This window comes from Microbulbifer sp. ALW1 (genome assembly GCF_009903625.1).
Classification (GTDB): domain Bacteria; phylum Pseudomonadota; class Gammaproteobacteria; order Pseudomonadales; family Cellvibrionaceae; genus Microbulbifer.
Genome location: NZ_CP047569.1, coordinates 1638366 through 1661893 on the forward strand (window position 1 = coordinate 1638366; position 23528 = coordinate 1661893).

The 23528-nt window shown below is 58.2% G+C and carries 17 protein-coding genes; 1 reads left to right on the forward strand and 16 read right to left on the reverse strand.

The annotated features are described in order from the left end of the window. Positions 1 to 50: 50 nt before the first annotated feature. A complete protein-coding gene (locus GRX76_RS06720; RefSeq protein ID WP_160152602.1) occupies positions 51 to 3137 on the reverse strand; it encodes an efflux RND transporter permease subunit in 3087 nt (1028 codons plus the stop codon). Between the two features lie 77 nt (positions 3138 to 3214). After that, positions 3215 to 4354 (reverse strand): efflux RND transporter periplasmic adaptor subunit, encoded by a 1140-nt coding sequence (locus GRX76_RS06725; protein WP_160152603.1) that lies wholly within the window; start codon positions 4352 to 4354, stop codon positions 3215 to 3217. Between the two features lie 247 nt (positions 4355 to 4601). Here GRX76_RS06725 and GRX76_RS06730 point away from each other — a divergent pair, with 247 nt between their 5' ends. Next, the gene (locus tag GRX76_RS06730; RefSeq protein WP_160152604.1) at positions 4602 to 5267 is read left to right on the forward strand and encodes a TetR/AcrR family transcriptional regulator; all 666 of its coding nucleotides are present in this window, start codon (positions 4602 to 4604) and stop codon (positions 5265 to 5267) included. Between the two features lie 8 nt (positions 5268 to 5275). Here GRX76_RS06730 and GRX76_RS06735 read toward each other — a convergent pair whose 3' ends face one another. The 14 genes from GRX76_RS06735 to GRX76_RS06800 all read right to left on the reverse strand — a co-directional run bounded on the left by GRX76_RS06735 (position 5276) and on the right by GRX76_RS06800 (position 23498). Beyond that, positions 5276 to 6037 (reverse strand): ABC transporter permease, encoded by a 762-nt coding sequence (locus GRX76_RS06735; RefSeq protein WP_160154856.1) that lies wholly within the window; start codon positions 6035 to 6037, stop codon positions 5276 to 5278. A gap of 17 nt (positions 6038 to 6054) precedes the next feature. Next, positions 6055 to 7002 (reverse strand): ABC transporter ATP-binding protein, encoded by a 948-nt coding sequence (locus GRX76_RS06740; protein ID WP_160152605.1) that lies wholly within the window; start codon positions 7000 to 7002, stop codon positions 6055 to 6057. Between the two features lie 146 nt (positions 7003 to 7148). Beyond that, a complete protein-coding gene (locus tag GRX76_RS06745) occupies positions 7149 to 7877 on the reverse strand; it encodes a dienelactone hydrolase family protein (RefSeq protein ID WP_160152606.1) in 729 nt (242 codons plus the stop codon). A 24-nt stretch (positions 7878 to 7901) separates the two neighbouring features. Beyond that, complete coding sequence (gene trmH / locus GRX76_RS06750; RefSeq protein ID WP_160152607.1) at positions 7902 to 8591, reverse strand: tRNA (guanosine(18)-2'-O)-methyltransferase TrmH; 690 nt, start codon at positions 8589 to 8591, stop codon at positions 7902 to 7904. A gap of 220 nt (positions 8592 to 8811) precedes the next feature. Next, complete coding sequence (locus GRX76_RS06755) at positions 8812 to 9105, reverse strand: antibiotic biosynthesis monooxygenase (protein WP_160152608.1); 294 nt, start codon at positions 9103 to 9105, stop codon at positions 8812 to 8814. Between the two features lie 197 nt (positions 9106 to 9302). Next, entirely contained in the window at positions 9303 to 10556 is a 1254-nt protein-coding gene (gene glp / locus GRX76_RS06760; RefSeq protein WP_160152609.1) for a gephyrin-like molybdotransferase Glp, read from the reverse strand. Between the two features lie 270 nt (positions 10557 to 10826). After that, positions 10827 to 13529 carry a nitrate reductase gene (locus GRX76_RS06765; RefSeq protein ID WP_160152610.1) on the reverse strand — a complete coding sequence of 901 codons (2703 nt, stop codon included), beginning with the start codon at positions 13527 to 13529 and terminating at the stop codon, positions 10827 to 10829. Positions 13530 to 13554: 25 nt separating this feature from the next. Further along, complete coding sequence (gene nirD, locus GRX76_RS06770; RefSeq protein WP_160152611.1) at positions 13555 to 13911, reverse strand: nitrite reductase small subunit NirD; 357 nt, start codon at positions 13909 to 13911, stop codon at positions 13555 to 13557. Between the two features lie 239 nt (positions 13912 to 14150). After that, positions 14151 to 16679 (reverse strand): nitrite reductase large subunit NirB, encoded by a 2529-nt coding sequence (gene nirB, locus GRX76_RS06775; protein ID WP_160152612.1) that lies wholly within the window; start codon positions 16677 to 16679, stop codon positions 14151 to 14153. Between the two features lie 320 nt (positions 16680 to 16999). Further along, on the reverse strand, positions 17000 to 18748 hold the full coding sequence (locus tag GRX76_RS06780; protein WP_160152613.1) for a bifunctional protein-serine/threonine kinase/phosphatase: 1749 nt from the start codon (positions 18746 to 18748) through the stop codon (positions 17000 to 17002). A 1-nt stretch (position 18749) separates the two neighbouring features. Continuing rightward, positions 18750 to 20228, reverse strand: coding sequence for a NarK family nitrate/nitrite MFS transporter (locus GRX76_RS06785; RefSeq protein ID WP_160152614.1), 1479 nt, complete (start codon positions 20226 to 20228; stop codon positions 18750 to 18752). A gap of 297 nt (positions 20229 to 20525) precedes the next feature. Beyond that, positions 20526 to 21599, reverse strand: coding sequence for a CmpA/NrtA family ABC transporter substrate-binding protein (locus GRX76_RS06790; protein WP_160152615.1), 1074 nt, complete (start codon positions 21597 to 21599; stop codon positions 20526 to 20528). 57 nt (positions 21600 to 21656) lie between these two features. Next, the gene (locus tag GRX76_RS06795) at positions 21657 to 22259 is read right to left on the reverse strand and encodes an ANTAR domain-containing response regulator (RefSeq protein ID WP_160152616.1); all 603 of its coding nucleotides are present in this window, start codon (positions 22257 to 22259) and stop codon (positions 21657 to 21659) included. Positions 22260 to 22265: 6 nt separating this feature from the next. Further along, a complete protein-coding gene (locus tag GRX76_RS06800; protein WP_160152617.1) occupies positions 22266 to 23498 on the reverse strand; it encodes an alginate export family protein in 1233 nt (410 codons plus the stop codon). Positions 23499 to 23528 lie beyond the last annotated feature (30 nt).

Genomic DNA, 23528 nt, shown 5'->3' on the forward strand with positions numbered 1-23528 from the left:
CTTGCCCCTTTTTAATTGGTTTTACCATTTAATTGGTTTTTACCATTCGCTCAGTTCTGGATGGCGGCGGCCTCAGGCGCAAGCGGTGCATCCTCTTGCGGTTTGCGCACCCGAAACCAGGCCGCGTAAAGTGCCGGCAAGAAGAGCAGGGTCAGCGCGGTGGCCACAATCAGTCCCCCCATGATTGCCACCGCCATGGGGCCGAAGAAGTCGCTGCGAGACAGCGGGATCATCGCCAGTACCGCGGTGAGCGCCGTCAGCACAATGGGGCGGAAGCGGCGCACGGTGGATTCCACAATGGCATCCCAGGCGGACAGCCCCTGCTTGATATCCTGTTCTATCTGGTCGACCAGAATCACCGAGTTGCGCATGATCATACCGGCCAGGGCAATGGTGCCGAGCATGGCGACAAAGCCGAAGGGCTTGTTGAACAGCAGCAGGAACAGGGTGACACCGATAATCCCCAGCGGCGCGGTCAGAAACACCATGGTGGACAGCGACAGGCTACGCAATTGCAACATCAGCAAGGTAAAGACCACCAGCACAAACAGGGGCATACCGGCGTTCACCGATTTTTGTCCCCGTGCGGATTCCTCCACACTGCCACCGATTTCCAGCAGGTAGCCCGGGGGAATGGTGTCGCGCAGCACCTGTAACTGCGGCCAGATTTCCGCGACCACGGATGCCGGTTGCTGTGTGCCGTAAATATCCGCGCGCACGGTGACCGTGGGCAGGCGGTTGCGGTGCCAGATAACCCCCTCTTCAAAGGCGTAATCCAGGGTGGCTATCTGGTTCAGCGGCACGCGGCTGCCCTGATCTGTCTGTACCGCCAGGTTACCCAGTTGCTCCAGCGCCTGGCGCTCGCGCTCCTCGCCACGCAGGGCGACCGCAATCAGCTCGTTGTCTTCGCGGAACTGGCCAACGGTGGTGCCGGAGAGTGAGCCCTGCAGAGCCTGCGCCAGTGCGCCGCTGCTGATACCCATGGTGCGCGCCCGCGCCTGATCCACGTCCAGTTGTACGACCTTGCTGGGTTCTTCCCAGTCCAGGTGCACGTTGGAAATGGCAGTATTCGGGCGAATAGTATCTGCCACCTCGCGGGCGATACGCCGTACCTCACTGATGTGTTCACCGGACACCCGGAACTGCACCGGATAGCCTACCGGTGGGCCGTTCTCCAGGCGCGAAACCCGGGTACGCACGCTGGGGAATTGTTCGCTCAGGGTGGCGATCAGCCACTGGCGCACTTCCTCGCGCTCTTCGACCGAGCGGGTCAGCACCACGAACTGGGCAAAGCTGGCGGCGGGCAATTGCTGGTCAAGCGGCAGGTAGAAACGCGGGGACCCGGTACCGACATACGCCACATAGTTTTCGACTTTCGGATGCTGGGCCAGCAGCGACTCCAGCTGCATTGCCTGCTCCTCGGTCGCCTTCAGGGAGGCGCCTTCGTTCAGTTTCAGGTCCACCATCAGTTCCAGGCGCGCCGAGGAAGGAAAAAACTGCTGCGGCACGAAGCGGAACAGGGCAATGGCACCGACAAAAACGATCAGCGTCAGCAGCATTACGGTTTTGCGGTAGTGCAGGCACCATTGCAGCAAGCGCCGGAATTTCTCATAGAACGGTTTGTTGTAGGGGTTGTGCTGTGCGTCGTGGCCCAGTGTTTGTGGCAGCAGTCGGTGGCCCAGATAGGGTACGAAGATCACCGCGACCACCCAGGATGCCAGCAGCGACAGGGTAACCACCTGGAAAATAGAGCGGGTATATTCACCGGTACCGGACTGCGCCGTGGCAATGGGCAGAAAGCCCGCTGCGGTAATCAGAGTGCCAGTAAGCATGGGGAAGGCGGTACTGGTCCAGGCAAAACCGGCGGCTTTCAGGCGCGACAGCCCCTGTTCCATTTTGATCGCCATCATTTCCACCGCGATGATCGCGTCGTCGACCATTAACCCCAGCGCCAGTACCAGTGCACCCAGGGAAATCTTGTGCAGGCCGATGTTGAAGTAATTCATCAGCGCAAAGGTAATGGCGAGCACCAGTGGAATGGACAGTGCGACCACCAGGCCGGTGCGCAGTCCCAGCGAGAAAAAGCTCACCAGCATCACAATGGCCAGGGCTTCTGCCAATACTTTGACGAACTCCCCCACACTGCTTTTTACCGCCGCTGGCTGGTCGGAGACTTTGCGCAGTTCCAGCCCCAGGGGCAGGTTCTGTTGCAGTCCTTCAACTGCACTGTCGAGGCGTTCACCCAGTTGCAAAATATCGCCGCCGGTTTTCATGGAGACGGCAATGCCGATGGCATTCTGCCCCATAAAGCGCACGCGCGGTTGCGGCGGATCACTGAAGCCGCGCTCGATGGTGGCGATATCGCCCAGCGTCAGGGTGCGGCCGTCGGCGTGAATCGGGAACTGGCGAATTTCCTCAACCGTGCGGAACTGGCCGCTCACGCGCATGCGCACCCGGTCGCTGGCGGCTTCCACAAATCCCGCATCCGCCACCTGGTTCTGATTTTGTAAGGCGCCCTGGACTGCTGCCAGCGGAATGCCGAGGGATGCCAGTTTGGCATTGGAGATTTCGATCCAGATTTTTTCGTCCTGCAGGCCGAGCAGTTCCACCTTGCCCACATCGCCAACCCGCTGCAGCGCCAGCTGCAGGCGGTCGGCGTAGTCTTTCATCAGGGCGTAGTCGAAACCGTCACCGGTGAGGGCGTAGATATTGCCGAAGGTGGTGCCGAACTCGTCGTTAAAAAATGGCCCCTGAACATCCGGCGGCAGGGTGTGGCGAATATCGCCAATCTTTTTTCGCACCTGGTACCAGAGGTCGGGAATTTCGTGGGAGCGCATGCTGTCCCTGGCCACGAACATGACCTGGGACTGACCGGGGCGGGAGAAAGAGGTGATGCGCTCGTACTCGCCGGTCTCCATCAACTTCTTTTCCACCCGCTCTGTAATCTGGCGGGAGACTTCCTCGGCGCTGGCTCCGGGCCAGAGGGTATTGACCACCATCACCTTGAAGGTGAAAGGCGGGTCTTCACTTTGTCCCAGTTGGGTATAAGAGATGGCGCCCATGACGCTGAGTACGATCATGGCGTAGAGCACGAGCGGGCGGTTCTTCAGCGCCCATTCGGAGAGATTGAATCCCATGGCAGTCATTCCGTGCGCAAGTCGGCAGTGCGAATATTGTTGTAGGCGGTTCTGATATGCGGGTCAGGCCCGAGCGGTCATGGCGTCCGCGCGAGGCTGTTGTCGAATTCGATGGGGCGATTGCGGCGGTCCACCGGGCGCACGCGCTGGCCTTCCTGCACCAGCTGGGTGCCGGCAGCCACCACCCAATCCTGTAGCGTCAGGCCGCCCTCGACGATCGCATTTTTATCGCCAAAGCTGGTGAGGGTGACAGGGGTTTTGCGCAGGGTAAAAGTGTCCGGGTCCATCACCCAGACGTGTGCGCGGCCTTCGTCGGCGGTTACCGCAGCCATCGGCAGGGTCAGGGAATTGCCTTTGGTTGCGCCCTGTACATACACCCGTGCGCTCTGGCCGAGTTCGGCACCAGCATTGCCGTTGTCGAAGGCCACTCTGGCTTCAAAGGTGCGCAGGCCGGACTCTGCAGAGGGGGACAGCTCGCGGATCTGTCCGGGGAAGGGGGCGCCGGGATTGGACCAGAGTTCGACGTTTACCGGCTGGCCCACGGCAAAGCGGGTGATTTCTTTTTCTGGAAGATCGATACGCACTTCGCGGTCGCCATCGGCGGCCAGCACAAACGCGGACTGCCCGGCGGCGACAACCTGGCCCGCATCGATCATGCGCCGGGTAATCACACCATTTTTCGGGGCTTTGAGGGTGGCGTAATCCACCTGATTGGCGGCGACTTTCAGTTGCGAACGCGCGCGTTCCAGCTGGGCCAGGCTGTTCTCGTGACGGGTTTTCACCGCATCCAACTGGGATTCGCCTACCAGCTTGCGATCAAACAGTTCCTGAAAACGGGCGAGCTCGTTGCCGGCATTGCGCTTTTCCGCATCTGCAGCCTCCAGTTGCGCCTGGGCCGCATCCCGCTGCAACAGCAGGTCCTGCGCATCCAGTGTCGCCAGCGCCTGTCCCTGTGCTACCCGGTCGCCCACCTCTACTAACCGCTGGGTGACAGCACCGCCCACGCGGAATGCCAGCGCCGGCTCATGGCGTGCGCGCACTTCCCCGGGGTAGACCTCAAGCTGGGCCCCGGCCAATGTAGGCTGGACCACGATTGCCGGGCGCGGGGGCTTCTGTATACCGGACTCCGGAGCCGAGCAGGCGCTGGTCAGCAACCCGCCGACAATCAGTGCAAGCCAGGGCAACTGGCGCAGTCTGCGAATGGGTGAGCTGTTCATAAGGGCCTCTTTCCTTGTATTTCCGCGAACAAGCAGTGTCTTCAGGGGGTGACTGGCCGGTTGCAAAAGACGTGGCACAATCACAAAAGCTGGTACTCTAGTGTTACCAGTGCAGTCAGGCGCCACGAGCGCCTGCTGAATTGTTATACTGGCCAGTATAGTAATTTTATTAAACTCGCGAGTCCACTAATTGCGTGGATGTTTCTCTGTGCTCGCGAGCTGACGATGAATAGATGATGAGCGCGCCATGCCAGAACATATCTCCACCCGCGGAACCGCCTCTCCCGGGGCTGCCACTACAGCCCGCGGTCGCCCAAAGGACCAGACCAAACGACTGGCCATTCTGGAAGCTGCCAAGCAGTTGTTCCTGACCCATGGCTTTGCCGGTACCAATATGGACGCGGTGGCGGCGGAGGCGGGGGTATCCAAGCTCACGGTCTACAACCACTTCTCGGATAAAGAGACACTGTTTACCTCGGCCATTGCCGACAAGTGCGGAAGCCAGATGCCGGTGCCCATGTTTGACCTGGAGCCGGGCATGGATGTGGCGGACATGCTGCAGAAAATCGGTGAAGCCTTTCTGGAGATGCTCTACAGCGAAGAGCCAATGAAACTGATGCGCCTGATCAATGCGATTGGTGCGCAGGACCAGACCATGGCGGAATTATTTTACGAGGCGGGGCCACTGCGCACGCGCGGTGAAATGGTGCGCTTCCTGGCGCGGGCGGATGAACTGCAGCAATTGCGGGTGCCGGATACCATCAGTGCCAGCGAATTATTTTTTGGCATGTTGCAGGGCGGCTGCCGGCACGTGCACATTATGCTCGGTTGCTGTGAGGCGCCGTCGCCAGAAGAGAATCGCGCGCATGTCGCCGAAGTTGTGCGGGTCTTTATGCGCGCGTTTGGTGGCTGATTGGGGGCTTAGGTACGGATCTTGTAACCGGTGCGGAAAATCCACCAGATACCGGTCATGCACAGCAGCAGGAAGAACAGGGTCATCCCCAGGCTGATGCCCACATTCACATCCGACACCCCGTAAAATGCCCAGCGGAAGCCGCTGATCAGGTACACCACCGGATTGAACAGGGTCACCTTCTGCCAGAACTCCGGCAACATATTGATGGAGTAAAAGGCGCCACCGAGGAAGGTCAGTGGGGTAATCACCATCAGCGGGATTATCTGCAGTTTCTGGAAATCATCCGCCCAGACCCCGATGATAAAACCGAACATACTGAAGGTGACCGCGGTCAGAATCAGGAATGCGATCATCCAGAACGGGTGTGCAATTTCATAGTCCACAAAAAAGCGCGCGGTAATCAGAATCAGGATGCCAATCACCACCGACTTGGTCGCTGCCGCTCCCACGTAACCCGCCACAATTTCAAACGCCGATACCGGCGCTGACAGCACTTCGTAAATAGTGCCGGAGAATTTCGGGAAAAAGATGCCGAAAGAGGCATTGGAAATACTCTCGGACAGCAGCGACAGCATGATCAGCCCGGGGATGATAAAGGCCCCGTAACTGACCCCCTCAATCTCTCCCAGGCGCCCGCCGATGGCGGTGCCAAACACGATAAAGTAGAGGCAGGTGGATATTACCGGCCAGGCAATACTCTGCATCAGAGTGCGCCCGGTGCGCGCCATTTCAAATTTATAGATGGCGCGGATGCCATAGGTATTCATTGTCATTACTTCCTCAGTCATCCCGCCTGCTGGCGTTCGCTCTGGTTCTGGTGCACCAGGTTTACAAAGATTTCCTCCAGGGAGCTCTCGCTGGAATGCAGGTCTTTGAACTCGATACCCTGCTGGTTCAGGCTGCGCAGCAGATCGGCGATGCCGGTGTGCTCCCGCTGGGTGTCGAAGGTGTAGATCAACTGGTTGCCTTCGTCGGCCAGTTCCAGTGCAAATTCACCCAGTGACGCCGGCAGTACCTGAATCGGGTTCTGCAACTGGATGGCCAGCTGCTTCTTGCCCAGTTTGCGCATCAGGGTATGTTTGTCTTCCACCAGCACCAGCTCACCGTGGTTGATCACACCGATACGGTCCGCCATTTCCTCGGCTTCCTCGATGTAGTGGGTGGTGAGGATGATGGTCACTCCGGACTCCCGAAGGCCGCGTACCATTTCCCACATATCCCGGCGCAACTCCACATCCACACCGGCGGTGGGTTCGTCGAGAAACAGGATAGAGGGTTCGTGGGACAGCGCCTTGGCGATCATCACTCGGCGTTTCATGCCGCCGGAGAGCGCCATGATCTTGCTATCGCGCTTTTCCCACAGGGACAGCTGACGGAGGATCTTCTCGATATATTCCGGGTTGGGTGCCTTGCCGAACAGGCCGCGGCTGAAGTTGACCGTGGCCCAGACACTTTCAAAGGAATCTGTGGATAACTCCTGGGGTACCAATCCGATTTTGCTGCGTGCCGCGCGGAATTCCCGCTGGATATCGTGGCCATCCGCCAGCACCTTGCCGTTACTGGGATTGACGATGCCGCAGACAATGCTGATCAGAGTGGTTTTGCCGGCGCCGTTGGGCCCGAGCAGGGCGAAGATTTCACCGGGTTGAATGTCGAGGTCGACGGATTTGAGGGCGGTAAAGCCGCCGGCATAGGTTTTGCCGACGTTCTGGATGGAGATGATGGGTTGCACGCTTTCCCCTTTCGCTGTGTGTCGTGCCCGTGAGGTTGCTCACGGGGGCGGACATTGTGCCGCGCTGGCACCAGCGGCGCCAGTCTTGGAGCGGGAAAGCGTGCGGCTTTTAAAAAGCGTCGATCAGAATTGCCAATCAACAGCGCCTAGCGATTGAAAATACGCTCGTAGAAGGCGACGGCGCCTTCGTAGGCCTGGTTGGCGGCGTCTTCATTGTAAGCCAGCGGGATGCCAAACTTTTCACCGCGACCAGTGGCGGCGGGGTTGGTAAAGCCGTGTTTGGCATCGGGGAAGCAGGCTAGGTCAAAGCGCACGCCAGCGGTGAACATTTCCTGTACGAAGCGGGTGACTTCATCCGCGGGGATCATGTCGTCGCTGCCACCGGTGTACACCTGGAGCTCCGCTTTCACATCACCCGGTTTGATTTTTACATCCGTCTGCAGTGCGCCGTGGAAGCTGACGACACCTTTCAGGTCGAGCCCCAGTCGCGCCATGGTGAGCGCGACGGCGCCACCGAAACAGTAACCCTGGGCGGCGATTTGGCCGGAGGCGACTTTTTCGTGGCCGTTGATCAGATCCAGCGCGGCCTGGAAGCGGGCGACGGGCGCGCCTTCGGTTTCGATGGTTTTGTTCATGAGGGCGGCAGCGTCGCTGGGATTGTCGGCGCCGACTCCAGTGCCGTACATATCGAGGGCGAAGGCGACGTAGCCTTCAGCGGCGAGGCGCTCGGCCTCTTCACGGGTAAAGTCATTGAGACCCCACCATTCGTGTACCAGGAGGATGGCCGGGCGCTCGCCTTCGACCGTTTCGTCGTAGGCCAGATAGCCGGTGAAGGATTCGCCGTTTACGGTGTATTCGATATCTTCGGTGTACATGGTGTCCTCCTTGAGGGATGGTTTTTACGCTTTCTTCGGTTGGCGATATCTCGGGTCTTGCGGTGGAATGATATCGCCATCTTCGTCCAGTTCCGGGAATGGCAGTTTGTACTGTTCGCAGTATCTCACCATTTTCGGGTGCATCCAGCGGAACAGGATGTCTTTGATTTTCGGATCTTCCTCATCGAGGGTTTTATTGTCGTAGAGGCCGGCCTTCTGCCGCTGGTGCATGGCTTCCTGCAGGATGATCGCGGCGGCGACACTTACGTTGTAGCTTTCTACCATACCGATGATGGGGATGGTGACATGATCGTCGGCATGTTCGGCGGCGTAGTCGCTGAGGCCGTCCTTTTCTGCTCCCATAACGAGAGCGAAGGGTTTGGTGTAGTCGGCTTCGCGGTAGTCGATGGCGCGGTCGGACCAGTGGGCTGCGTATAAATGCATGCCACGGTTTTTGAGTTCAGCCATGCCGGTCTGAATATCGGGGTAGACGCTATTGCCGGTGAAGCGGCCACTGCCACCGGCGGTGTTGTGGTAGATCTTGTGCCCGTGGGTGGGTTGTACCATATGGATTTCGGGGATGCCGACGGCGTCGGCGGTGCGCAGCATGGCGGAGATATTCTGGGCTTTGTGGACCTGGTCGGTGAGGATGGTCATGTCGTGCTGGCGCTGGCGGAGCACCTGCTTGAATTTCTCGTAGCGGCTGCGGCTCATGGTACTTCTATCTTCGGGGTTCTGATCTGGCCGCGGATTATAGCATTGTGGTTTGTGTCCGGGTTTGTGGTACTTACTTGGGTGATTTGGTGGCGGCCAAGCACCGGGCAGGAGGTTTCAGGACCGCTGTAAACCCATCCCTGGGCGCTGCGGCGGCGACGTCCTGTCGCCGACGCTCCTGAAACCTCCTACCCGGCACTTGGCCTTCGCATCTGGGTTTTTAATGTTCGACTAGTGAGTAGTGCTCTACTTCGGGGAATGGGTCGTAGAAGTGGTGGAGGAGGGCTTTCCAGTTTTGGTATTCGGGGGATTTTCGGAAGCCTTCTGTGTGGTCTTCTAGTTTTTTCCAATTCACTAATAGGATATAGCGATTTTCTTTTTCCAGGCACTTTTGTAGTTGATGGTTGATATAGCCCGGCATTGAGGAAATGATACTTTGTGCCTTTTTAAAGGCACGTTCGAACTCTTCATTCTGGTTTGGCTTCACGTCCAGAATCGCCACTTCAAGAATCATGTTATTTCCACGTAAAACAATGTTGTCTGTAAAAATACAAGATTTGAAGCGAAGGTAAAGTGCCGGGTATAGGTTTTCAGGAGCGTCGGCGACAGGGACGTCGCCGACGCAGCGTACAGGGATGTATTCACAGCGGTCCTGAAAACCTATACCCGGTGCTTTGCCGCCACTAAACTTGCTTACTCGGGGCCACAAAACTAAGCCAAAGGCGCATTAAAAGGCTCCACAGTAACCCAATCCCCAGTCTCACAATCCCCCCCTTCCCGAGGCAAAACAACAAAACAGTTCGCCGCGGCAAAGCCGGAAAGAATATGACTCCCCTGAATGCCGCGAGTCTCGACCACTTGAATCCCATCCTCATCGCGATAGGTAAACCCGCGTTGGTAATCCGTACGTCCAGGTCTCTTTCGAATATCGTTCAACAACCGTGCACGAAGCTGCAGCGGAGGCTGACGGAATTGTTCGGAGGTGCCACGCAATTTTTCCAAGGCGGGAACAACCAGCTGGTAAAGGGTAACGATCGCGGAAACCGGGTTGCCGGGTAGGCCGAAGAACAGGGTTTCAGCGTCAGTTTTGGGGAGGCGGCCGAAAGCGAAGGGTTTGCCGGGTTTGATGGCGAGTTTCCAGAAGCCGATTTCGCCGAGTTCCTGCAAAACGGTTTTGGTGAAATCCGCTTCACCAACGGATACACCGCCGCTGGTGATGACAAAATCTGCATTGTCGCGGGCTTTGATAAACGCCTCGCGGATTTTTTCCGGTTGGTCCGGCCAGCAGCCCAGATCCAGAATATCCACGTCCAGTTGTTCCAGCGCAGCCTGTAGGGCAATGCGGTTGCTATCGTAAATGTCGCCGTCACCCAACTCGGAAGCGGGTGTACCTATGGGTTTCAGTTCGTCGCCGATAGAGAGCAGGGCGGCTTTGAGTTTGCGCAGTACCGTGACTTCGGCCACGCCAGCGCCGGCTAGCAGTGCAATGTGGGGGACTTTGATTTTCGAGCCAACGGGAATGAGGCTCTGGCCTGTGTGCACGTCTTCACCGCGACGGCGAATGTTTTCGCCGGGTTTGGCGGGGCGGCTCATGGTGAGTTGGTCGCCGTTTAAGGTGCAGTTTTCCTGCATTTGTACGCGGTCGGCGCCGGTGGGTAGGGCGGCGCCGGTGGTGATTCGGGTGGCTTGGCCTGGCTCTAGAGTGCCATCAAAAGGATGGCCGGCGAGGCTTTTGCCGATGATGGTGTAGTTGTCATGGTCACCACTGAGGGCGTAGCCGTCCATGGCGGAGTTGTCGCAGGGGGGGAGGTCGAGTGCGGCCAATACGGGCTCGGCCAGTACGCGGCCGCAGGCCTGACTCAATGGGATAGTTTCGGTCGCGGTAATGGGGTTGATGCTGTCGATCAGCATTTGTTTGGCGGCTTCTACGGAACGCAGGCCGTTTTCTGCACAGGCATCGGTCATTGTTATTGCCTAAATTCTTGTCTGTTTGGTCGAGAAGATAGCTGGGCTGGATGGGATTTGCCAAGTGCGTGGTAGTAGATTTTGGATCTTTGTGGTACTTACTTGGGTGGGGTGGTGGCGGCAAAGCACCGGGTATGGAGTTTCAGGACCGCTGTGAACCCATCCCTGGGCGCTGCGGCGCAAACATCCTGTTTGCGACGCTCCTGAAACTCCATACCCGGCACTTTGCCTTCTCGTCGAGCGTGTACCGGCTGATAAACAGCGAGAGAATTATCCGACTGCTACTGCAAGGTTGGTATTCAGCAGCGCCGAAATTTCCGGTTTGCAGGAACCACAGTTGGTACCACATCCCAGCAGTTCACCAAGCTCATCAACCGACGCTGCACCTTCCGCAATCGCCGCTTCGATTTCCTTGCGGGATACCTGCAGGCAGGTGCATATCATCTGCGCGCCGGCGGGGACGTCATGTAAGAGTTTTGCGGGGGCGTCTGGCAATGGCTCTTGCAGGGCGTTTTCCAGGGTTTTGCGGTCCGGCAGGCCCTGCCAATCGGCGCTGGTGAAGACCAGTAATTCCATTTCTTCACTGTGTAGCAGCCAGCGTTCGCCGCTGGGCAATTGCAGTTGTTTGCGATTGAGTTTTTTGCCGCTGAGGTTGAACAGCTTGTCGGCGATGGACTGCCAGTCCGGCTGTTTTTTCAGGGCCAGTTCGAAACGGTAACCGCCTTCTACTGGTACCCGGTACCAGTGCAGGATGGTTTCGAATAGTGGCGCATCGCCGGCTTGCAGGCGGCTGTGGAGTTCTTCCGCGGCTTTGGTGCGCAGTAGCAGGCAGGCGTAGCTGTGGGCGGAGAGGGGTTCTACCTTTACCGCCACTTGCTTTAACTCTGGCTGGCCGGAGAGGGGGTCGGTGAAGGGGATGGCCAGTGCGCTGACGGTGGCGTTGTGGGCGAGGCTGTCGCTCCAGTGGATCGGGGCGAACAGTTGGCCGGGTTTCTGGCTGCTGGTGAGATGGGCGCGGCCGAAGAACTGGCCCTTTTCGCTTTCCACACGTACCAGTTGCGCGTCTTCAATACCGAATTTTGCGGCTTCCTGCGGGTGTACGTGCAGCTCCGGTGCTTCGCTGTGGTCCAGCAGTTTGCGCGCACGGCCGGTGCGGGTCATGGTGTGCCACTGGTCGCGCAAGCGGCCGCTGTTCAGTACCAGCGGGTATTTGTCGCGGGTTTCCTGCTTCGGGCACTGGGGTTGTACGGCGACGAAGCGGGCGCGGCCGTTCGGGGTGTAGAAGTCGCCGTCGCTGAACAGGCGCGCGGTGCCGTTGGGGTGTTCGGCATTGACCGGCCATTGAACGGGAGTGAAGAAATCGTATTCCTGGTCGCTGATATTCGCCAGCGCGGAAATATCAAAGGCGCGGCGGGCCTGGTCGCGGTTGTTTTCAAAGCCGGACAGGGCGGCGTGTTCGCGGAATATATCTGCGGGACTTTCAAAATCAAATGCTTCGCCAAAGCCGAGGTGCTTAGCCACGTCGCAGATGATTTCCCAGTCGTGGCGGGCCTCGCCCGGCTTGGGCAGGAAGCCTTTCTGACGAGAGATACGGCGCTCGGAGTTGGTGACGGTACCGGTCTTCTCGCCCCAGGTGGTCGCGGGCAGCAACAGATCGGCGGTGCGTGCGGTGTCGGTGTCGCCGACGCAGTCGGAAACGATCACCGTGGGGCAATTCTTCAGGGCGGCGGCCACGCGGCGTGCGTCCGGCATGCTCACCGCCGGGTTGGTGGCCATGATCCATACGGCCTTGATCTGGCCACTCTCCACCGCGTTAAACAGATCCACCGCTTTTAGGCCCGGGGCCTGTGCCATTTTTGTGGCGTTCCAGAAACGGCCCACACGGTCGATATTGTCTTCGGTGAAATCCATATGCGCAGCGAGCATATTCGCCAGCCCGCCCACTTCACGCCCGCCCATGGCATTGGGCTGGCCGGTGATGGAGAAGGGTCCGCAGCCGGGCTTGCCGATGCGACCGGTGGCCAGGTGGCAGTTGATAATGGTGTTGTTTTTGTCGGTGCCGGTGCTGGACTGATTGACACCCTGGGAATAAAAGCTGATGACTTTTTCGGTGGTGCGGAACAGCTCGTAAAACTCAAGTAACTGTTCCAGCTCCACACTGCAGTATTCCGCTACCTTTTCTGGCGTCCACTCCGCTGCGGCGTAGAGGGTGTCGGTAAAATTTTCCGTGTGGTTGTCGATAAACCCCTGGTCCAGCGCACCGAACTCAGTGAGATAGTGCAGTAGACCATTGAACAGCGCGGCATCACTACCCGGGGTAATTGCCAGGTGTATGTCCGCCATTTCACTGGTGGCACTGCCGCGGGGGTCCACAACCACCAGCTTGGCATTGGCCGCCTGCATACGCTGGAACAGAATCGGGTGGGTCCAGGCGGCGTTAGAGCCGATCAGCACCACCAACTCCGCCTCGTCCAGATCCTCGTAATTACACGGCACCGCATCCGCGCCCAGGGCGCGTTTGTACGCGGCCACCGCGGAGGACATACACAGGCGGGAATTGGTATCCACGTTGCCCGTACCGATAAACCCCTTCATCAGCTTGTTGGCAACATAGTAGTCTTCAGTCAGCAACTGGCCGGACAGATAAAACGCCACCGAATCCGGCCCGTGCTCATTAATGGTCTCGCGCAGCCGAGACGCGGCAAATTCCATCGCCGTTTCCCAGTCGCACTCTTCGCCGTGCAACTGCGGCTTTAACAGACGTCCATGATTGCCCAGAGTATCCGCCAGCGACGAACCCTTAACGCACAACTTGCCCTTGTTGGCCGGATGCTGCTGATCTCCCTCAATGCGGATCACATCCTCACCAGTGGCCGGACTGGACTCCCGCGTCGCCGCCACCCCGCAACCCACCCCGCAATAGGGGCAGGTGGTGCAGGATCTGTGGGCGCTGAACAGTTCTGTTAATGCCATCTTCGACTGCTTATTTTTGCTTGTTTTATTGATCGAATTGAATCAGAACGTCATCGCCCTCAAAGGCAACCGGGAAGATATCCAGCTTGATCTCTTCCTCTTCCAGGCACTGTCCGTCGGTCAGACGGTAGTGTTGCTTGTATAGCGGCGAGGCAACGGTCAGCTCACCGTCGATCTCCGCCACAAGGCCGCGGCCGATTACGCCCGCGTTGGCGATAGGATCCCAGTTATCGATGGCGTACAACTGGGGTTCCTGCTCGGGTAAAAAAAACAGGGCAATCTGACGACCGCCCACAAGAGCGCACACTCCGGAATCGGCTACAAGATCTGATCGCTTGCAGACTTGCAGCCACTCGGTGCGGGTTATGGCAACTTCGCTCATTCTGGTTCTCCACATCTATATAAAAAGAGTAGGGTGGTGAAATTTTGTAAAACGTTTTTTGTTCGGGCATCAAAAATCTGATGCGAAGGCGAAGTGCCGGGTACGGGTTTTCAGGAGCGTCGGCGACAGGGACGTCGCCGACGCAGCGTACAGGGATGTATTCACAGCGGTCCTGAAAACCCGTACCCGGTGCTTCGCCGCCACAGCCCGGGTTCGTGCGGGTTGTGGCAGAGATGGCATTAGGCCGGCTCGGCAATCTTGACGATTTCTTCCTGAGTGGCCGGGCGGCGTTGTTCGCGCTCTTCTACAAAGACGATCTTCTCGTCCTTCTCATCGGTGTTTACGAACTGGCGGAAGCGCTTGACCATCTCCGGATCGTTGATCGCGGTTTTCCACTCACACTGGTAAGTGCCAACCACATTGGTCATCTGGCGCTCCAGCTCATCGCAGATACCCAGCTTGTCCTCGATCACCACCTCACGCAGGTAATCCAGACCGCCCTCCAGGTTCTCCAGCCATACCGAAGTACGCTGCAACTTGTCCGCCGTGCGCACGTAGAACATCAGCACCCGGTCGATATATTTAATCAGCGTCACATCATCCAGATCCGTCGCGAACAAGTCCGCGTGACGCGGGCGCATACCGCCGTTACCACACACATACAGGTTCCAACCGTTCTCGGTGGCAATCACACCAATATCTTTACTCTGTGCTTCCGCACACTCACGGGTACAACCGGAAACCGCCATCTTGATCTTGTGCGGCGAGCGCAGGCCCTTGTAGCGGTTTTCTACTGTCAGCGCCATGCCCACGCTGTCCTGAACACCAAAGCGACACCAGGTACTGCCCACACAGGACTTCACCGTACGCAAGGATTTGCCATACGCGTGGCCGGTTTCAAAGCCCGCGTCGGTCAGCTCGCGCCAAATCTCCGGCAACTCCTCCAAACGCGCGCCGAACAGGTCGATACGCTGGCCGCCGGTAATCTTGGTATAGAGGTCGTACTTCTTCGCCACCTGACCCAGAACAATCAATTTATCCGGCGTAATCTCACCGCCGGCAATACGCGGAACCACGGAGTAGGTACCGTTCTTCTGCATATTCGCCATAAAGGTATCGTTGGTGTCCTGCAGGCCAACGTGGGGCTTCTCGTGGATATGTTCGTTCCACAGGGACGCGAAGATGGAAGCCGCGGTCGGCTTACAGATTTCACAGCCTTTACCGGAACCGTGCTTGTGCAGCAGCTCGTCAAAGGTTTTGATTTCCTCCACCTGCACCATGTGGAAAATTTCCTGGCGGGTGTAGGGGAAGTGCGGGCAGAGGTCGTTGTTGACTTCCATACCCAGAGCCGCGAGCTCCGCATCCACCACATTTTTCAGCAGTGCAGAACAACCGCCACAGCCGGTGGCCGCCTTGGTGCAGTCTTTGACTTCACCCACAGAGCAGCAACCGCCCTGAACCGCGCCGACGATGTCGCCCTTGCTGACGTTGTGACAGGAACAGATGGTGGCGGTGTCTGGCAGGGCGTCCGCACCCAATGCCGGGGCGGCACCGTCCAGTGCCGGCAGGATCAGTTGCTCCGGGTGCTCCGGCAGATCCATATCGTTCAGGTGGTATTGCAGCAGGGTGTCGTAATCGCCGGTGTCGCCCACCAGCACCGCGCCGCGCAGCTTCTTGCCTTCGCGATCGGTAATCATGCGCTTGTACACGCCGGTCTGCTCGTCGACGAAAGTGATCGCGGCAGAGCCTTCCGCGCGGCCGTGGGCGTCGCCGATGGAGCCGACTTCCACACCAAGCAGTTTCAGCTTGGTGCTCATGTCCGCGCCGTTGAACTCGGCTGCCTCGCCACACAACAGGGAAACCGCGGTGCGCGCCATGGTGTAGCCGGGGGCAACCAGGCCGTAGATAAAGTTATTGAACAGGGCACATTCGCCGATGGCGAAAATATTCTTGTCGGAGGTGCGACAGGTATTGTCGACCACGATACCGCCGCGCTCGCCCAGCTCGATACCGGCGGATTTGGCCAGGCTGTCTTCCGGGCGGATACCGGCGGAAAACACGATCAGGTCGGTATCCAGGGACTTGTCGCCCTTGAAGTTCATACGCAGGCGACCGCCATCGACTTCTTCGATCAGTTCGGTGGCGGTGCTGGTGTGTACGGTTACGCCCAGCTCTTCAATTTTTTCCCGCAGCAGCTTGGAGCCGCCTTCGTCCAGCTGTACCGACATCAGGCCCGGGGCGAATTCGACCACGTGGGCTTCGAGGCCCAGCTGTTTGAGTGCGTTGGCCGCTTCCAGACCCAGCAGACCACCGCCCACAACCACGCCGACCTTGCCGTCTTTGGCGGCGGCCTGGATTTTGTCGAGGTCTTCGAGGGTGCGGTAAACGAAGCACTTTTCGTGCTGATGGCCGGGGATCGGCGGAACAAAAGGATAGGAGCCGGTGGCCAGGATCAGGTGATCGTAGGCAACGGATGCACCGCTGGCGGAGGTCACAATTTTATTTTCGCGATCGATACCCACGGCGGCGTCGTTCAGTCGCAGGTCGTAGCCCCAATCGCGATACTGTTCCACCTTGCCCATGGCCAGGTCGTCGGCGGTGCGGCCGCCAAAGTATTCGGAGAGGTGTACCCGGTCGTAGGCGGGACGGGGTTCGGCGCAAAATACCAGCACATCGAACAGTTCCCGTTCGGGACGATTTGCCAGTTGTTCCAGGAAGTGGTGACCCACCATGCCGTTGCCGATGACGACGATTTTTTGCTTAACCATAATCTCTGCCGTTTGAACCTGATTCGTGCGACAGAAGAAAAGCGTTGGGGGAGGGCCTGGTTAGCTTGCGGCTGCACGGGCGTCTCCTCTTCTGTCGAAGAGTGTCAGGCGCCGTTGCCTTGCTAAAAGAATTTCGGATTGTGATAAAAGGTATTCAATCTCTGTGCCAACTTGCTACAGGCAATATATGGCGGGGGAAACCATAGGAACTGTGCGGTTTATTGGCGTGCGCGCATCAATTGATGTTGCATTTTGGTGCATATGGCCGATCTGCGCCCCATGTTGGAACTTTGCGGGGCGGAATGACCGTTGGCGGTTAATCAGAGGAAGTACAGCAGGTGGGAAAGAATCGCCAGAATCGCCACCGTCTGCCAAAACAGCAGTGGATTGCGTTCCATCAACGGTGGCTTCTCCCCGCTGGCGAACTTTTTGTTCGGCGTACTGAGATCGTGCACAAACTCCGACAGAGCCGGGTATCGGTTTTTCGGGTCTGGCGCGCAGGCCCGGCGCAGGGCACCGTCAATCCAGTCTGGCAAATCTTCCCGCTGGCGGCGCGCACTGATATAGCGCAGGCTGGCATAGTTCTTCAGCTGGTAGTGATTGCTGCCGAAGCGTTCCTTATAAGGGTAGTGACCGGTGAGCATCTCGTAGGCAATAACGCCGAGGGAGAAAATATCCGAGCGGTGACTGGCGGCATCACTGAAAAAGTATTCCGGTGCGCAGTAGTTCTTGCTGCCCGGCGGTGCACTGTCCTGATAGCGCAGCAACTCCTGCAGCCCTGCCGCATTGGCGCCCCCCAGATCGATCAGTTTCAGGCGACCGGAGGAATCCACCATAATGTTTTCCGGCTTCAGATCCCCGTGCACGATTTCCAGTCGCTGCAGGCGACGCAGGGCGCTGACCAGTTGCTGCACCAGATTGCGCACCTGATCCAGCGGCGGTTGCGGATTCAGCTGCATCCACTGTCGCAGATTCTGCCCGTCCACATACTCCATTACGTGATAAAGAAACTTGCGCTCCTTGCGCGGTGGAAACACCTTCACAATGGCCGGGTGCTCCAACCGGCGCCCGGTCCACTCCTCGGCGATAAACCGCTCGATGTAGGCAGGATCGTCACTGAAGTTTTCCGATGGCGCCTTCAATGCGCGCAGCTCATCGGAATCCAAATCCCGCACCAGATAAAGATAACTGCGACTGCTCGCGTGCAGTTCCTGCAACACCTCGTAATCATCGATCTTGTTACCCGGTTGCAGGGGCGGCGGGAAAGGCAGCTGGCTCGTCGCCAGCATCACATCGTCCGCCTCCAGTGTCTCGAGCATATTCACCCGGCACAGCGCCAGGCTCAGATTGTCCTTGCTGCCGTTATCCAGCGCTGCCGCCATCAATGGCTGCGCCGCCTCCAGCTGGTGATCCAACAGTAACTGGCGAAATTGCTGGATGGGCAGAAAATCGTGAATGCCATCGGTGGTTACACAATACAGATCGCCCGCTTCCAGCGGCTCCTGCCGGTAATCCACCTCAATATGCGCATCCATTCCCAGCGCGCGACTCAAAAACGTCCGCCCCGGACCCAGCGTGCGACTGTGATCCCGGGTCAGGCACTCCAGGTTGCCGTCCCGCAGCCGGTAAATCCGCGAATCTCCGATATGAATCAGATGGGCCGTAGAGCCTTTGAAAACCACCGCAGAGAAAGTCGTCAACCAACCCCGCTGTACCTCATCCGCACCACCGCTCTGCCGGTACAGCCAACCATTCAGCGCATGCAGAACCCGCGCCGCCGCCTGCTTCACCGACCAGGAATCCGGCGTACTGTAATAATCGGAAATAAACCCACTCACCGCAGCCCGCGCCGCCGCACCACCCGCCTCGGCACTACCCACCCCATCCGCAATCGCCGCAAGGGAACCGCGATATCGCAGGTCACTCCCGGTCGCCCGATAGATCGCAACCGCGTCGTCGTTGTAGGCGCGCTGCCCACACTCGGTGGCCGTAGCAAATTCCAGGTTTTCGGAATTGGAAGCCTGTTGATCGGAGTCGGGCACAGTGATGGTTTCGCAGGTGGTGTTCATATTAAGCAACGTCGATCAGGGAAACACTACCGTCAGGCATTACCTCGGCCATCTGACCTTCCGGCTCTTCCAGGAACAGCAGCGTAACAAACCCAAGTACTGCCGTACCCGCAATCACCAGAAAGAAGGTCTCGTAAGAAACCATACTCAGCACCGTCAGGTAGAAAACTGCGCCCACATTGCCGTAAGCCCCGGTCATCCCCGCAATCTGCCCGGTCAAACGACGCTTGATCAGCGGCACCACCGCAAACACCGCACCCTCACCAGACTGCACAAAGAAAGAGCACGCCATCGCCGCAGCCACCGCCAGATACAAGGGCCACTCGCTGTCGATCATACTCATCGTCAGATAACCCAGCGCCAGGCCCGCCGTCAGAATCAGCAGCGTACTCTTGCGTCCAAACCGGTCACTGATCAAACCGCCCGCCGGGCGCGACATCAGGTTCATAAATGCATAGGCGGAAGCCAGCAGACCCGCCTTCACCGGATCCAGGGTAAAGGTCTCCGAGAAAAACAGCGGCAGCATCGAAATCACCGCAAGCTCAGAACCGAAAGTTGCGAAGTACAGAATATTCAGTACTGCCACCTGCTTGAACTGATAGCGATGGATCGGCTCCGGAAGTTTGACGAAAATCTCTTTGTTGATGTCGTAGCACTTCTTCGCATCAAACACATAGAGTGCTGCCAGTGCCACATAAATCACGATAGCCACCGGCATCGCCAGCATGCCCACACCGGCGGGGGACAGCTTCCAGGTCAACAGCGCCAGTGCCGCGTACATGGGCACTTTCATGATCAGCAGCAGCACAAAATCCGACGGGCTGGAAACTTCCATGCCGCCAATTTTTTTCGGCTTGAAGTAGGTGCCGCCCTTCGGGGTATCGGTCACCGAGCGGTAATAAATCACACTGTACACCAGCGCCATCACACCGGTGAGGCCGATGGCATAACGCCAGCCCTCTTGCCCTGGAGTGTCACCACCGAAAAGTAAAGCAATGGTCGGCAGGCTCATGGCCGCAGCGGCAGAACCGAAGTTACCCCAGCCGCCGTAAATACCTTCCGCGGTACCCAACTGCTTGGCCGGGAACCACTCGGACACCATACGGATACCAATCACAAAGCCGGCACCGATAAAGCCCAGCAGGAAGCGGCCGATAGCCGCTGCGGTAAAGCTGTCCGCAATGGCAAAAATAAAGCAGGGGATACTGCCAATGGCCAGCAACAGGGAATAGGTCAGGCGCGGGCCGTATTTATCGGTCAGCATGCCGATGATTACCCGCGCTGGGATCGTCAGCGCCACGTTCAGGATCAGCAGCGTCTTCACCTGCTCGGAAGTGAGCGACAGACTGTCGGCAATGGCCATCAGCAGCGGTGCGTGGTTGAACCAGGCAAAAAAGGTAATAAAGAAAGCAATCCAGGTCAGGTGCAGCACCCGGATTTTTCCTTTAAAGGAAAACAGATTTAAAGAATCACTGGACATGGTCTTATCCCGTTAGTTTATGAATTGGATCTGCCTGCTTCTGCTGCGGCGCGGCCCAAATCGCGGGCATAAAAAAAGCCCACGGGGCAACCTGGCTGCCGCCTGTGGACTTCGGTGTCCGATCTATCGCATCTAGTGAAGGTGCGAGCGCTTCTAAAGCAATTGGTCCCAACCGGGCTGGCTTCCAATCGCGACGCTTTCGCTCAATTTAAGTATTCAATATTTGTGCCATATCTGTGCCTTTTACCGTGCGGGCACTGTGAAAAGGCGCGAAACTGGTGCAATGGGTGTAAAACGTTAAGGCGTATTGAGTTCCCGATGGCGCATAAAGTCCAGGGTCTGCTGGTAGAGGTCTGAGCAGAAGACTTCCGCGGAATCGCTATCCACCGGTGCGATGTCATTGCACAGGGCCAGCAGTTCGCGGCCTTTCTTTTCCGTCGGGCGGCCGTGATCCGTCTGCGGGTGGGCGAACAGGTGCCAGTCGGGGTTCCTGGTTGGACTCTGCCCACCGTGAGCGATCAATTCGTCGCCCAAGGAGAGGGCGATGGCAGATTCCGGCAGGTTGAGATATTCGGCGCGGGCGAGAATGCCCACGGCATCTTTGCGCTGGCTGCGATCGCTCAGCCAGGCACAGGCTTCCAGTAATGCGGCGCGCAGCGCCAGGTGTGTTGCGGGGTTGGCCTGGTGCCAGCTGCGGGTGACCGCCAGTACTTTTTCCGGCATGGCCGGCATCAGGGTATTGCTGGGGGTGGCAATCACGCCGATGCCTTCCTGAACCGCGAGGGTATTCCAGGGCTCGCCCACACAATAGCCGTCAATGTCACCGCGACCCAGGGTGTCCACCATCTGCTCTGGTGGCAGTACCAGGATGCGCACGTCGGTATCCGGATGTATCCCCGCTGCGGAGAGCCAGTGGCGCAATTGCAGGGTGTGGCTGGCGAAGGGATAGACGCTGGCAAAGGTCAGCGGTTTGGCATTCTGGTCGCGAGTGTCGATGTAGGATTTGAGTGCTGCGCCGATTTCCGCGGAGTCTGCAGCCGCCGGTAACTCCAGCTGCTCGTAGAGCGTGCGTGAAAGGGTGATGGCGTTGCCGTTGCTGCTCAGGATCAGCCCGCTGAGCAGTTGCTCGTCGCACTGCGGCAGCGTCTGTTTCAGGGTCAGGGGCATGGGTGCAAGGATGGCTGCAGCGTCGGCCGCACCGCCGATCAACTTGTCGCGCAGGGTGGCCCAGGACGTTTCCTGCTGAAGTTCCACCCGCAGGCCATAGCGCTCAAATAACCCCAGTTCCTGGGCAATGATCAGCGGCGCACTGTCGCTCAGGCGTAGGTAGAGAAGTTTCAGGTTGGTTTTTTCTACTTGCAGACTGCTCACGATATTTCTCTTGGAATTCTCAATATATTTGGGCGTGCACGGGCGGCGGAGAGTGCGTTACTTCGCCGCCGCCTGCAGGTGCGTGACAATTTGTTCCGCCACATTGCGCATGGTGGAGTTGCTGTTCATGGCCAGAGTGCGCAGGGTCTGATGGGCGGCCTGTTCGCTGATATTTTTGCGGGCCATCAACAGGCCTTTGGCGCGCTCGATGATTTTGCGCTCGTCCAGTTGTTGCTGGGTGCGTTCCAGAGACTGGCGCAGGTGCTGATAGCTGCGGAACTGGGCCATGGCAATCTCAATCGCCGGCGCCACCCGTTCGGCTGACAGCCCCTCCGCCATATAGGCACTGACACCGGCCTCTACCGCGCTGGTGATAAAGTCGGCACCGCCGCGGGCGGAAAACATGGCCACCGGCGTCGGGTTGTGCTGGTTGATCACCGCGAGACTTTCGAGAATGTCGCGGTCGGGAGACTCGATATCAATCAGGACAATATCCGGGCGGTGTTTTTCCACCTGGAACAGGAGTCCCTCTGCACTGGAGAGTTGCGCGAGTAATTTGTAGCCGGCAGCGGTTAGCTGCTCGGCCACCATAGTGGCGCGCTCGGGCTGGTCATCGACCAGCAGGATGCTGACCGGTGTTATTGCGGGTGTCGTCGTCATCGCTCTTTAGAACTTCAGTTCGAACTGCAGCCAGAACTTGTCCGTATCGCTGCTGAAGGAGTCAGCATCGTAGGTGGCGTACTTGGCGAGCAGGCCGATATTTTTTGTTATTGCATAGGTCGCTACCAGGTCGAGTTCGTTGCCGTACTCGCGGCTGTCGCGATCGCTATAGAATTTATGCAGGGTCGCTGCAATCTTGATGCCAGATACAACGACTGAGCCGCCAACGTAATAGTCGCGAATGCCGTCCGGGGGAGTGACCAGGAACTTGTCATCGAATCCCTGGAACTTGTGCAGGGTGGCCAGCGGAGTCTGGAAAGACCACTCACCGTCACCGGTGAGCCACTCGGTACCTGCATATCCGGCAAACTTGTATTTTTGTAGCGGTTTTGAGCCTATTTCTGCGTTGTAGTACTCCGCGGTGTAATCGATGGGGTTGTCGCCAATATCATTCTGGGTGGCGGCGCGCAGGTGCCAGCGATAGCACTCAAAGTCTGCGGCCCAGTCAAAGCCAAAAGTGGCACTGGCAAACTGTTCCTGATCGTGAAAGTCCAGGCTGTATACGAAGGCGGTCAGCTTGTGATTGGGGTTGATCTTGAAATGCAGGTCGAGCGCATTCACCGGCCCCTGAATATCCGCGTCGGCGCCGTCTGGACCGAAGATGCGATTGACGTTCCAGCTGTAGAAGTAATCCACGGAAAAGGTATCGCTGAAAGCCCACTCGGTGCGAAGGGCGTCGTAAGTCTGTTCATTCTGGCGCCAGCCGACACCGCCGATAAAACGCTGGTCGTCGAAATTGATGCGTTGGCGGCCGGCGGTGATCAGGCCTTGCTCCCGGGCGTAACTGAGCTGGCCGCGGTTGATTTCGCTGTAGTCCGGATCGGCAATTACCGGGTAGTTGGTCTTGCCGTTTTCGGTGTTGTTGAAGTTCTCGCTGCTGATATAGGTGACATTGTCCCCCTCAACCAGGAACTCCCAGCCATCCCAGCGGGCGCTGGTCCAGGTAGCGCGGCTGCGCAGGGTGCCGGCGGTGGCGTGGTGGGGAAAGGCCACATCGCGCACGTGCTCGTAGCGGGGGCGAAAATTCAGGTTGAAGGTACTGTTGCGGATCATGTCGCCGGCATTCTGGGCGATGTTTTCCTCCGCCTGCACCGCAAAGGTGGGCGCAAGCGTTAGCACTAGCGTAGCGATAGCGGTGTGTCTGGTGGAACACAGTGCTCCTCGGATGCGCTCGGGCATGACATTCTCCGTGGGGTTTCTGCAGGCATA